Below are 12617 nucleotides of genomic sequence, written 5' to 3'. Positions count from 1 at the left end.
GCCAGGGCGGGCCCGGACGTGATCCCGGGTACGTCGGCCCCCCGGCGTCCACCATTTCCTCCGGCCTGTGCGCTCCACAGAGGAGCGTCGCTCTCCCGGGTCAGTTGACTTCTCGGGACATCCAGAGCTTTATCGACAGTTTTCGGCACCCGTAGCCTCCTGGAGGGACCCTGAGCACGACTTATCGGATGCGCTGGAAGCGCTCCCAGCCAAAGTACCCAAAAAACACCCAACGGTCATCGGCGTCGACGGCTGAATCGCCGATGCACGAGGACGGACATTAGGCAATATTCGGGTCGAGCGTCGGCGCAGCGGGACAGTGCCGACGAACCACGCCCGACGATCATCAGATCCACCGGCTACAGCTTTGGTCGTAGGGTCGGCTACTACTTTCGTATATTGGCGTCGGTCTACGTCAGTTCGCTACTGTTCTGCCAGTCGCGCAGCACGGGCACGAATGGCGGAGGTGTTCGGGTGTCCATCAGCAATGCGTCCTTCCTGCAGGTGAGCGGTTCCAATATCGTCGATTCCAGCGGCACGCCCGTAACACTATTCGGCATCGGCGTCGCCGGCTGGCTCAACATGGAGAACTGGATTACCGGCTTTCCGGCGTACGAGGAGGGACAGCGGGCGGCGGTCGGGCAGGTACTCGGGCCAGGGCTGCGGGACTTCTTCTTCGACCGTTTCCTCGAACACTTCTTCACCGCCGACGACGCGGCCTATCTCGCCTCCCTCGGCATCAACATGGTGCGCCTGCCGTTCAGCTACAAGTACCTGGAAAGCGACGACGCACCTTTCGAGATCAACGAGAACGGCTTCCGCTACCTCGACCGGGTGATCGACCTCTGCGGCGCCCAGGGCATCCGCACGGTGCTCGACCTGCACACCGTCCCCGGATGGCAGCACCAGGACTGGCACTGCGACAACCCCACGCACACCTCCCAGTTCTGGGTGCACCGGACGTTCCAGGATCGGGTCGTCAACCTGTGGCAGGCGATCGCCGCGCGGTACAGGAACAATCCGTGGGTGGCCGGTTACAATCCGATCAACGAGCCGGCGGACCCGAGCGCCGAGAAGGTGGGCCCGTTCTACGAACGCCTCGTGGCGGCGATCCGGGAGATCGACCAGGACCACATCCTCTTTCTCGACGGCAACCGGTACGCCCTCGACTTCGACTTCTTCGGCGAGCCGTTGCCCAACACCGTCTACTGCCCGCACGACTACCCGGCACCGGGGTACACCCCGGGCAGCCGCTACCCGGGCAAGCACCGACCCATCCACGTGCTCGACGCCGGCCGGGGGCTGGCCGCCGCGGCCGAGAACGAGGCGTACTGGGACCGGGCGGAGGTCGAACGCAGCTTCCTGCACCGCACCACCTACATGCGGGAGACGGGCACACCCATCGTCGTCGGCGAGTTCAACGCGGTGTGGCCGGACGTGGAGGAGGAACGCCTGCGGCTGCTCGGCGACCAGCTCGACGTGTTCCGCAAGTACAACGCGAGCTGGACGTACTGGTCGTACAAGGACGTCGGATTCGCGGCCCCGCTACGGCTCGCCGCGAACGGTCCGTACCTGGAGCGCATCCGGCCGATCCTGGACAAGAAGGCACGCCTGGCAGTCGACCTCTGGGGTGGCGACCGCCGGAAGATGGGCCACGTGCTCGGCCCCATCCACCAGGCCCTGGCCCAGGAGTGTCCCGACTGGAACCCGTACCCCTGGGGGAGCGAGTTCATGGTCTGCCGTCTGGTCCTGCAGATCCTCTTCTCCGAGGCGTTGCTTCCGCAGTTCGGCGAGCTGTTCCGCGGCATGGGCGAGGACGACATCGACCAGATGATGCAGTCCTTCCGACTGGAGAACTGCCAGCCCTGGCAGCCGCTGGTCGACCTGCTGCGGCGTGACATCGCGACCCGCAGTCCGCAGTCCGCCGCCGTCACCGCCTGACCGGGACGCGGGACACGAGGAAGCAGGCCTGGCGATGCCTGACGCGGTAACGGGCGCCCCGACCGTGGGGGCGGGGGCGGCACTGCGGGCGACCATGACCGCCGGGTTCCGGCTCGACGTCGTCTCCGCCCTCTTCGCCCCGGACAACCCGACGCTGTCGTACGCCTGGGGGCCGGCCCGGCGGCTGCTCGTGGTCCGCGACGACGTGGCCGGTGAGCGCAGCGAACTGCTGGTCGAGTACCTGCGCGCCGCGCGACGCCGGGGCGACCTGGACGACTTCCACTGTATCGACGCGGACGCGGCCGCCGGTGAGCCCAGGGCCGCCGGGGTGGGTGCCTGCGGCTACGTCGTCGAGGCCGCCGTGAAGGCACAGCTCGGACGCCGCGACGCGGTGGTCGCGTTCGGGGGCGAGCGCACCGGTCGGGTGGTGGCGGTGGCGGCGGCCTCGTTCCGGCGGCACACCGCGGCGATGCGCATCCACGGGGACCTGGCCGCCGTGCTGAGTTGCCTGCGGGACGGCCTGAGCGCATCCCTGCACGAGGAGGGGATCACCGCGATGGCCCGCCGTACCCATGTCCTCGTCGACGAGGACGGGTTGCTGGCGCGCCCGGCGGAACCGGCCGCGCTGCTCCTGCTGGCGCTGCTCGACGCGCGGTTGCGCGACCGGTTGGTGCGGGCCGACGTGACGGGCTGCCAGGCCGACGCGCTCGCCGCCGTCCTCCGGCTGTGCCGGCGGTTCCACACGGGCCACCCGGCGTGGCGAATCGGCGAGGCATGGCTGCCGCTGGCCCCCACCACGCTGACCGGAGCCGAACGACGCGCCTGGTCGTTGCTGACCGCCGCCCGGGTCGCCAGCCGACTCGGGCGGCTGCCGGCACCTGTGGTGAGCGCCCTCGACGGGGTGGCCCGGCGGCTGGGTCTGCACCGCGCCACGACCGTGGTGGACGCCCCGACGGCGCGGCGGTGGGCTGCCAACGCCGCACCCGGCGACGGCCCGGTCGCGGTGATGCTGCCCAGCACGGACGGCGGTGGCGCGTCGGTGACCCTGGCTCGGGACACCCTGGCCCGGTTACTCAGCGACCGGGTGGACGACTGCGGTACGCCAGGCCCGTCGACACCGGGTGCCCCGGACGGGGGGTCGACCCCGGACGAGGTGTCGACCCCGGGCGGCACGGCGGTGGCGCAGACGCCGCGCCGCGGTGTCCGGCCGGTGCTGGGCACCCGGCTGCGGGTCGACGTGTCCGCCAACTTCCCGGTGCGCTTCACCGACGACGTGCTGACACCCCACACCGACGCCCTGACCGACCTGCTGCCCGAGCGCTGTCAACTGCTGGCGGTCGTCGACCCGTACGCGCCGGACCAGGTCGACCGGGTGCAGCGGCTGTTGTCCGGGTTCCGGGACCGCGGGCACCTCGCCCGGTTCACCGTGCTGCCGGTCGTCGCGACCGAGCACACCAAGAACCTGACCCAGGTGGCCACCGTGCTGCGGGTCGCCGAAGGGCTCGGGCTGGGCCCGGACGACCGGCTGCTGGTGATCGGCGGCGGCACCCTGATGGACAGCGTCGGCTACGCCGCCTACCTCTACCGTGGCGACACCCCGTACATCCGGGTGCCCACCACTCTCGTCGGCATGATCGACGCCGGTGTCGGCCTGAAGGTGGGCGTCAACCTCAACGGGCACAAGAACCTGGTCGGCGCGTACCATCCGCCGCTCGCCTGCCTGCGCGACGTGGCATTCCTGCGCACCCTGGCCCCGGCGGAGCTGCGCTGCGGACTCGCCGAGGTGATCAAGATAGCGGTCGTCTGCGACGCCGACCTGTTCGCCCTGGTCGAGCGGCACCACGCCGACGTGCTGGCGGCCCGCGACACCCCGCAGGTGAGGGAGATCCTCGACCGCGCGACCCGGGCGATGCTCCACCAACTCGCTGCCAATCCGTGGGAGGAGGACCTGCGCCGGCTGCCCGACTTCGGTCACGAGTTCGGCCACGCCCTGGAGTCCATGTCCGGCTACCGGCTGCGCCACGGCGAGGCGGTCGCGATCGGCATGGCGCTCTCGTCGTACCTGGCGTTCCTGATCGGCTACCTGGACCACGACGACCTCGACCGGCTGTTGGTGCTGCTACGCCGCAGCGGCCTCGCGCTGTGGAGTCCGGTGTGCGACCCGGCCGCGCTCTGGCGGCGACTGCACGGGGAGGTGGTGCCGCACAAGGCCGGGGCGCTGCATCTCGTGGTGCCGCGCCGCATCGGCGTCGGCGACTTCATCGATTCGATTGACGAGATCAGTGCCGATCTGGTCGCGGAGGCCTGTACGGCGCTCGCGGTCAGGGCCCAGGAGCCGGCGCGGTGACGAACCCGCGCGAAGGAGGACAACGGTGATGTCGCTGACCGATCCCGTGATCTGTGTCGACATGGGTGGCACCACGACGCGGATCGGAGCCTTCGCCGGCGGACGCCGGCTGACCGAGGTGGTACGGTTCGCCACCCCGAAGCCGTCGCCGGGCGGCTCGATCCGCGACGAGCACCTGGACCGGATCGCCGGGGCGGTGACCCGCCTGCGGGACGCGACGCCGGGTCAGCTGCGCGAGGTCGGAATCGCGGTCGGGGCCACCGTCGACGCCACGGGCCGGATCCGCAACGCGTCCATGCTGTGGCACGAGTCGAGCGACGGCTTCGACCTTTGCGGAGCCCTGGCCACCCGGCTGCCGTGGGCCACCATCACGGTGGCGAACGACATCGCCGCCGCCGCCTGGCGGTACCGGGCACTGGGGCGGTTCGGCCTGGTCACCGTCAGCACCGGAGTCGCGGTCAAGGTCTTCGACGATGCCCTGCCGGTCGACCGCAAACTGCTCCTCGACGCGGACGGGTTGGGCGGCGAGGTCGGCCACGTCCGGGTCGACCCGCCGGCCGGGCTCCTCGGCGCGGGCACGCCGTGGTGCGAGTGCGGCAACACCAGCGACCTCTGTTCGTACGTCTCGGGGCCGGCCACCATGCGGCTCGTGGCGCTGCTCGCCGGGGCCTGGCCGCAGCGGTGGCGCGACTCGAAGCTGTCCGCCTGCGCCGGAGGCGTCCCGGAACACCTGACCAGTCGTGATCTCGCCCGCGTCGCCGGCAGCGGCGACGAGTTCACCGCCGCCGTGCTCCGGGTGTCCACCCGCCCGCTCGCCGCGCAGCTGTTGCACATGTCGGCGCTGCTCGGGTTGCGGCGCTTCGTGGTGATGGGCGGATTCGCCAACGGGGTGGGCACACCCTGGTACGCCGCGCTGCGCGCCAACCTCGACGAACTGCTGCCACAGGGCGGCTGGTTCACCGGATGGTCCGCGGCGGACGTGGCCGCGTTGGTGTGCCCGTCGCAGGACGACGACGACAGTCTCCTCGGCATGGCGGAGTTCCTGGCCGCCCGCCGCGACCAGTACCGCGAACTGCGTAAGCCGGTCGGTGAACCGACCACCCGGGTGCACTCGCGGCCCCGGCCACGCTGCGGCCGTGAGCAGTTCCTGGCCCGCGTGGCCTATGCCGGCATCTGTGGCACCGACCTGCAGATGCTGCGCGGCGAACGCGGATGCGAGCCCGGTGTGCTCGGCCACGAGTGCGTCGCCCAGGTCGTCGAGGTCGGATCGGCCGTGCACGCCGTCGCCCCGGGCCAGGTCATCGGGGTCAACCCGAACCATCCCCACGACGACCACGACAAGATCGGCCACAACCAGCCCGGAGTCCTGCGGGAGATCGCGGTGTGGGACGGCGCCCTCGCCGAGCGGGGCCAGGCGGTGCGGCTGCCGGATGAGGGGCGGGCCGAGTGGGTGCTGCTGGAGCCGCTCGCGTGCGCGGTGCGCTCCCTGCGGTTGGCCCGCGACCGGGGACGCGGCGGGCGGGTGCTGGTGATCGGCGGCGGGATCTCCGGCCTGCTACACGTGCTGCTGGCGCGCCGGTGGGGTGCGGAACGTGTGCTGCTGGCCAATCGCGGCGGCGACCGGCTGCGCCTGGCCGTCGACCGTGGTGTGCTGCCCGACGAGGACTGCCTGCCCCTGTCCGCCGGACTGCCCACGGCGGTGCTGGACGCCACCGGCGGGGCCGGCGTCGACACGGTCGTGGTGTGCGTCTCCGGCGGCGGACCCGACCTGTTGACGGGCCTCTGGCCCGCGATGGCCGACGATGCCACCGTCCACCTGTTCGGGGGTTTCCTGCCCGGCGACACCGTTCACCTGCCCGGGGGCGACGCGGTGCCGACCCACCCGATCCGGTCCGGACAACGGCGCACGGTCCGGTTGCCGGGTGGACGCACCAGCACGTTGCTCGGCTCGCGGGGTGCCTCGGCCGAGGAGTACCGGGAAGCGCTGGACCTGTGTGCCGGCCCGGACGGGCTGCGCCTCGGTCCGTTGGTCAGCCACGTGGTGTCGCTCGACGCCGCACCGTCGGTCCTCGACGGTCTCGCGGCGACCGGTCGGGTGAACGGTGATCCGACCCTGCGGGTGGTGGTGGACCTGACGCTGCCCGGCCGGTCGGTACGCGCGGTCGACGGCACCGCGCTCCCCCACCTGCAAGCGGCGTCGTGACCGGCCACCCGCGCCCGGCCGGGCCGGTACGCGGCAGCGGGGTCGGCCTCGCCGGACTCGACGCCGACGAACTCTGGTCCGCGCTGCGCGCCGCCGCGGCGGGCTCGCGGGCGGGCGCGGCACGCGCCGTGGCCGACCGCTGCACGGTTGCGGGTTCGGCGCGGCTGGGCTGGGTCTCGCCGCCGCCGTGGCCCGTGGTCGACAGCGGCGTCGCCGCCGTCCGGGCCGCCCTCGGCGTGCCGGACGGGGCGGAGGTGGTGCTGTTGGGCACCGGTGGCTGGTGTTTCGCCGCCCGGGCGCTGATCGAGACGATCGGCGGATCCGCCGGCCTGACCCCGCTGGACAGTCTCGACCCGGCAGCGATCGGGCGCGTCCTGGACCCGCGCGCCGGGACGCCGCGCGGGGTCCTCGCGGTGTCCGGCTCCGGGACGACGCTGGAGACCCGGCTGCTGGCCGGGGCGGTACCACCGGGCGGTGGCGGACGACTCGTCTGGCTGCGGGACGAGGGGACGCCCCCGGACGCGTTCGCGTTGTCCCCACGCGGTGTCCCCGACCAGGTGGCGATGCTCGGTGCCCCGCTGTCCACCGCCTTCCTGACCGCCGCCGCCGTCCTGGACGCCGCCGCGCTCGCCGCCGCGTATCCGCGTCTCGTGGCCCGCTGTCACCGGATCGGCCTCGCCGCGGCCCGCAGGGCGGTGGCGGTGCCGACGCAGGGCGCCCCGAGGATACGGATCGTCGTGCCGTCCTGGGGCGGGCCGGGGCTGCGGAACTGGCTGCTGCAACTCGGGCGGCAGGTGCTCGGGGGAAAGACCGACGACTTCCGGCCCACGGTCGAGGTGACAGCCGACGACGTCGGCTCCGTCCCGCCCGACGTCGTGCTCGACCTCGGTGAGCTGCGTCGTGACCTGCCCGCGCTGATCGAAGGGCTCTACGCCGCCGGGGTGTTCGTCGCCTGTGTCGGCATCCGCGCGGGCCTCGACGTCGTCGACCATCCGAACGTGCGCGCCTACAAGGATCGCCTGGCGCACGCCTGTGCCGACCGCCCGTCCCACCGGCCCGTCGCCGCAGCCGACCTGCCCGGCCTCGCCGCGACCTGGCTGACCCGACGTCCGGAGCTGACCCGGCTGCACGTCGTCGGATACTGGTCGGCCGCGGCGCGCACCCTCCCGTCCGCAGGTCGGTTCGCCGCAGTCACCGGACGCCCCTGCGAGGTGCACGAGGGTAGCGCCTGGAACCACCACTCCTTCCAGGCCGTTTACGCCGATCCGACCGTCGCGGTGCTGATCGCCACCACCGACACCGACACCGGCGCCTCACCGCCGGTCCGCGCCGCCGCCCGGACGTTGCACACGATCGCCGCAGCCACCCACGGGTCGCTGCCGGGACGCAGCCTGCTGGTGACGACCGGGCACGGGCGCAGCGGTCACCCCGCAGCGGTCGCCGGAGGTGACTGAGATGCCCCTTCCCGCAGCGGTGCTCTTCGACGTCGACGGCGTGCTGCTCGACACCGGCGAGCTGTTCCGGCAGGTGTGGAGCCGTTGGGCGACCGGCCACGGACTGGATCCGGAGCAGGTGCTGGCCCGCACGTCCGGGCGGCGCACCGTCGACGTGCTCGGCGAGTTCGCCCCGCACCTCGATCCCCGGGTCGAACGGCTGTCGTTGGACGGTCTCACCAGGCAGCGGATGGCCGAGGTACGTCCGGTGCCGGGGGCCGTGCCGCTGCTGCGGGACTGCCGACGGGTGCCCTGGGCCATCGTGACCTCCGGCAGCCGATGGTTCGTCGGCGAGTGCTTCCGCTCGACCGGACTACCGCTGCCCGCAGTCGCCGTCTACGACGAGGACGTCCGGCACGGCAAGCCCTCCCCCGAGGGCTATCTCACCGCGGCCCGTCGGCTGGGCGTCGCCCCCGCACGCTGCGTCGTGGTCGAGGACGCGCCCGACGGCGTACGGGCGGCCAAGGACGCCGGATGCACGGTCCTCGCGGTCAGCACCACGCACACGCCGGCGCAGCTCGCCGGGGCCGACGCGTGCGCACCGACCCTCGCCGCGGTGCGTGAGCTGCTGTGGACGGCACGGAACGAGGAGGTCACGGATGACTGACGAGATGGCCCTGCGGGTACGCGGCCTGCGCAAACGATTCCGGCAGGTGACCGCCGTCGACGGGGTGGACCTCAGTGTGGCCGCCGGTGAGCGCGTCGCGCTGGTCGGGCCCAACGGCGCGGGCAAGACCACCACGCTGATGAGCTGTCTCGGTGCCGTCGCGCCGGACGCCGGAACGATCGAGCTGCTGGGTCAGCACACCCGCCGGGCCCGCCGGGCGGCGCTCGCCCGGGTGGGGTTCGCCTCCGGATATCTGCCGCTCCCCCCGCATCTGCGGGTGCTGGAGTTCCTGACGCTGTACGCCCGCCTGTACGGCGCGGCGAACCCGGGCGAGCAGGCCCGCGCCGGGCTGCGACAGTTCGACATGGACGGTCTGGCCGACCGGTGGGGCAGCGACCTCTCCAGCGGCCAACGCACCGTGATCGGTGTGGTCAAGGCGACCATGCACGCCCCCGCGTTGCTGGTGCTCGACGAGCCCACCGCCTCACTCGACCCCGACGTCGCGCTACGGGTGCGGACCGGCCTGCTCGGCATGTGCCGCGAACAGGGCACCGCACTGCTGATAACCAGCCACAACATGGTCGAGGTGGAGCGGATGGCCCAGCGGGTGATCTTCCTGGCCGCCGGTCGGGTGCTGGTCGACGGGCCGTTGGCGGCGATCGCCGCCCAACTCGGGCAGTCCAGCCTGGAGGACGTGTACCTGCGGCTCCAGGAGGCCAACGCGGGCGGCAAGGCCACCAACGCCGGAGCGGCCTCGTGAGCACCGGGGCGACGGCCGCGACGACGGGTGGCGCGCTGCGCCGGATCGCCGCCGTGGTGGTCCGGCACTGGTACGTGACCCGACGCAGCCCGCACCGGTTCCTGGAGATCGGCGTCTGGCCGGTCTTCGACATGCTCCTGTACGGCTCGATCGCGATGTACGTGCGCAGTGCCGGCGGTGACGCGGCCGGCCGTACCGCCCTGTCGGTGGTGGCCGGCATCGTCATGTGGCACGTCGTCTACCAGTCCCAGATCGCCGTCTCGGCCAGCTTCTTCGAGGAGATCTACGCCCGGCAGCTGCCGAGCCTGCTCACCACGCCGCTGCGTCCGGTCGAGTGGGTGGCCGGTGCGGCCCTGCAGGGACTGATCCGGGTCGGCGTGGGCATCGCCGCGGTGTCCGTGGCGGCGGCGCTCATGTTCGGCTTCGACCTCAGCGACTCCGGTGGCGCCATCGTGCCGGTGATGGCGTTGCTGTTGCTCACCGGCTGGGCGATCGCGTTGATCGTGATGGGCGTGGTGATGATCCTCGGCTCGGGCACCGAGACACTCGCCTTCACGGTGCTGTTCATCGTGCTGCCGCTGTCCGGCGCGTTCTACCCGGTGTCGGTGTTGCCGGCGGTGGTCCGGCCGGTCTCGGCGGTGCTGCCGACGACGTACACCTTCGGCGCGGCCCGTGCGGTGGCTACCGGTGACCCCTCACCCTGGGGCGAGATCGGCGTGGCCGCCCTGGCCACGACGGCGTTGGCGGTGGCGGCGCTGGCGTTCGCGACGTTCTCGCTGTGGGTGTTCCAGCGGCGCGGCTTCGTCAGCCGCTACCAGTGAGGGTGGGTGACGGCGATGCCGACGACCACAGTGCCGCCGAACGTCGCGCCGACGACGCGGGTGGCCTCCTCGGGATATCTCGCCCGGCTCGCCCCGGGTGCGGAGCCCGCAGCGCCCCGGTCGTTCGACGGCGACGGACCGACTCGCGGCGTGACCGTGCTCATCCCCACCTACAGCCCCCCGGGCGGTGGGCGTACCGGGAGCCTGTCGCTGTGTCTGCACACCGTCCTCGCCGCCGCACCGGACGCCGTCGTGCTGGTCGTCGACAACGGCCTGTCCGGATCGGACGCCCGGATCGTCGGCGAGTTGCTACGGGCGACCGGCTGCGATCACCGGATCGTGGCCGCGCCCCGGTCGCCGGGGACGCGCTACACGGCGGCGCAGGCACGCAACGCGGGCCTGGCGCTGCTCGCGCACCCGGACGGGGCGGTGCTACGCCGCCGGATGCTGCTCTTCCTGGATGACGACACCGCCCTGGCGTCCGACTCGCTGGACCGGCTCCGGGCCGTCCTGGACGCGAGCCCGCGCGCCGTGGCCGCCTGCCCCCGGGTCGTTCCGGTACCGAGCCTCGACGACTGGCGTCGGCGTCGGCCGGCGTCGCCCCCCGCCACCGCGGCGCGGCGGCTGCCCGGCGCGCTCAACCGCGACGGGTACGACCTGCTGTCGGTCACCTCCCACGGCAGCCTGGTCACCGGCCGCACGGTCGGGTTGCTCGTGCGGCAGGACCCGGTGCTGTGGTGGGTCCGCCACCGGGGGCCGCTGTTCTACGAGGGCACCCCCTACGGCAGCACCGAGGACATGCTCGCGATGGCGGTGCTGTCCCGCCTCGGTGAGCTGTGGACGGTGCCGGCCGCCGAGGTCGTCGACGAAGCGCGCCGGACCCCCGGTGCGACCCGTAGCCAGCAGTTCGCCTGGGGGTACGACCACGCCTGGCTGGCTCACGCCCTGACCGAGGCCGGTGCGATCCGCCCCGGGGTCCACGCGCTCTCCTGGCGGGACGACGGGTGGGAGGAGCAGCGGAGCACCGACTGGGGCCCGTACGCCGGATTCCTCATCAACCCGGCCGAGCTGCGCCTGGGCTACCGCATGCTGCACGCGATCGGCGCGGAGCCGGAGGTGGCGACGGCGATGTTCGGCGCGGACGCCGACCGGGTACGTGCCGGCACCCACGCCCTGGGCAGGGCGCTGCGGCGCTGGCACGCGGGTGCCGGCACGGCACGACGGCGGCCACGCCCCGACCTTCCGCCGTTGGCCGGCAGGGACTGGGCTGGCCTGCGTGACGGCCTGGACGCCCTGATCGGCCACCTGGCCGGGAACGTCGCGGGCAGCCTCGACCACGGACCGTCCTTCCTCTATGGCGCCCGGCAGCCGGCGGTCGCCCCACCCCTCGATTGGAGTACGCCATGAGCTACCGCGTCGGTATCGTCGGAGCGGGCTTCCTCACCCGACATTCGCTGATCCCGGCCCTGCGCGACATGCCCGGTGGCTGCCTCGCCGCCGTGCTCGACCCGGACCCACAGGCCCTCGAGATGGCGCGTCGGGACTGCCCGGACGCCCTGTTCACCACCGACGAGGAGGCGTTCTTCGCCGTCGCCATGGACGCCGTGCACGTGGCCACCCCCAATCAACTGCACGAACGTTTCGCCGTCGGGGCCCTGCGGCGCGGCCTCGCCGTCGTGGTGGACAAGCCGTTGGCGCACACCGTCGCGTCCGGACGGAACATCGTCGCCGCCGCCACCGCCGCCGGGCTGCCCGCCATCGTCGGCTACATGTCGAAACACAACGTCTACAACCAGGAGGCACGCCGCCTGGTGCGGGCGGGTGCCATCGGCACGCCGCAGACGATGGTCGCGGCCCGCCTCGGCTGGCGCAAGGACGACTGGCGCAGCAGACCGGCCGAGAGCGGCCTGGGCTGCCTGGCCGACCTCGGCATCTACCCCGTCCTCACCGCGATCGACATCTTCGGCGCCGACCCGGTGCGCTGCCAGGCCACCGCCTGGCCGGTGGGCGACCCGACCCGCACGGACCTCTACGCGCAGGCCACCCTCTGGTTCGACGACCGCCGTTACCTGCATTTCGAGACTGCTGCCACGTTCCACGAGCAGCCCGCCTCCGCCGAGGTGGCGAGCTACACGGTCGTCGGTGACGGCGGCATCATCCAGGTCACAGGGGCCTGGCAGATGGACGGCACCGGCGCGTTGAACAGGTGCGACGCCTCGGGTTGGCACCCGGCCGCCCGGTTGACGCCGAGCGATCCGTACCGCAGCCAGTACGAGTTGCTCGCCCGGTGCGCGGCCGGCGAGCCGGTGCCCGGGGACGTGTGCCTGGAACGTGGGCTACGCGACCTGGAGATCCTGTACGCGATCGCGGACACTGCCGCTGCCGGGGCGGGTGCCGCCGATGTCCGGCTGTCCGGTGGCGTACCGCTGGCCGAGGTCAGGTGAG

General features: G+C 72.6%; 9 protein-coding genes. All 9 read left to right on the top strand.

The window, feature by feature from the left end; all coding sequences use genetic code 11:
• Positions 1-474 precede the first annotated feature (474 nt).
• From JQN84_RS28855 to JQN84_RS28815, 9 genes are read left to right on the top strand one after another with little or no spacing between them, the layout of a single operon-like run.
• Positions 475-1941, top strand: coding sequence for a glycoside hydrolase family 5 protein (locus tag JQN84_RS28855; RefSeq protein WP_204961741.1), 1467 nt, complete (start codon positions 475-477; stop codon positions 1939-1941).
• A gap of 34 nt (positions 1942-1975) precedes the next feature.
• On the top strand, positions 1976-4288 hold the full coding sequence (locus JQN84_RS28850) for a 3-dehydroquinate synthase family protein (protein ID WP_204961740.1): 2313 nt from the start codon (positions 1976-1978) through the stop codon (positions 4286-4288).
• A gap of 28 nt (positions 4289-4316) precedes the next feature.
• Entirely contained in the window at positions 4317-6491 is a 2175-nt protein-coding gene (locus tag JQN84_RS28845) for an ROK family protein (RefSeq protein WP_204961739.1), read from the top strand.
• Positions 6488-7945: a hypothetical protein gene (locus tag JQN84_RS28840; RefSeq protein WP_204961738.1), complete on the top strand. Its 1458-nt coding sequence runs from the start codon at positions 6488-6490 to the stop codon at positions 7943-7945. The genes JQN84_RS28845 and JQN84_RS28840 overlap by 4 nt, the downstream gene beginning before the upstream one ends.
• Position 7946: 1 nt before the next feature.
• The gene (locus tag JQN84_RS28835; RefSeq protein ID WP_204961737.1) at positions 7947-8591 is read left to right on the top strand and encodes an HAD family hydrolase; all 645 of its coding nucleotides are present in this window, start codon (positions 7947-7949) and stop codon (positions 8589-8591) included.
• The gene (locus JQN84_RS28830) at positions 8584-9351 is read left to right on the top strand and encodes an ABC transporter ATP-binding protein (protein WP_204961736.1); all 768 of its coding nucleotides are present in this window, start codon (positions 8584-8586) and stop codon (positions 9349-9351) included. The genes JQN84_RS28835 and JQN84_RS28830 overlap by 8 nt, the downstream gene beginning before the upstream one ends.
• Entirely contained in the window at positions 9348-10172 is an 825-nt protein-coding gene (locus JQN84_RS28825) for an ABC transporter permease (RefSeq protein ID WP_204961735.1), read from the top strand. Before JQN84_RS28830 ends, JQN84_RS28825 begins: the two co-directional genes overlap by 4 nt.
• Positions 10173-10187: 15 nt before the next feature.
• Positions 10188-11579, top strand: a complete 1392-nt coding sequence (locus JQN84_RS28820) for a glycosyltransferase family A protein (RefSeq protein WP_204961734.1) — start codon at positions 10188-10190, stop codon at positions 11577-11579.
• Positions 11576-12616, top strand: coding sequence for a Gfo/Idh/MocA family protein (locus JQN84_RS28815; protein WP_204961733.1), 1041 nt, complete (start codon positions 11576-11578; stop codon positions 12614-12616). The genes JQN84_RS28820 and JQN84_RS28815 overlap by 4 nt, the downstream gene beginning before the upstream one ends.
• The last annotated feature ends 1 nt before the right edge of the window (position 12617 follow it).

The organism is Micromonospora humidisoli, assembly GCF_016900955.1.
Taxonomy (GTDB): Bacteria; Actinomycetota; Actinomycetes; order Mycobacteriales; family Micromonosporaceae; genus Micromonospora; species Micromonospora wenchangensis.
Note: the sequence above shows the minus strand (reverse complement) of the source record. Positions and strands in the feature narration are given on the sequence as shown.

Excerpts from the sequence above, each read along its gene's own strand:
- JQN84_RS28850 (WP_204961740.1), top strand. The coding sequence starts at position 1,976 with ATGCCTGACGCGGTAACGGGCGCCCCGACCGTGGGGGCGGGGGCGGCA.
- JQN84_RS28845 (WP_204961739.1), top strand. The coding sequence starts at position 4,317 with ATGTCGCTGACCGATCCCGTGATCTGTGTCGACATGGGTGGCACCACG.
- JQN84_RS28835 (WP_204961737.1), top strand. The coding sequence starts at position 7,947 with ATGCCCCTTCCCGCAGCGGTGCTCTTCGACGTCGACGGCGTGCTGCTC.
- JQN84_RS28830 (WP_204961736.1), top strand. The coding sequence starts at position 8,584 with ATGACTGACGAGATGGCCCTGCGGGTACGCGGCCTGCGCAAACGATTC.
- JQN84_RS28820 (WP_204961734.1), top strand. The coding sequence starts at position 10,188 with ATGCCGACGACCACAGTGCCGCCGAACGTCGCGCCGACGACGCGGGTG.
- JQN84_RS28815 (WP_204961733.1), top strand. The coding sequence starts at position 11,576 with ATGAGCTACCGCGTCGGTATCGTCGGAGCGGGCTTCCTCACCCGACAT.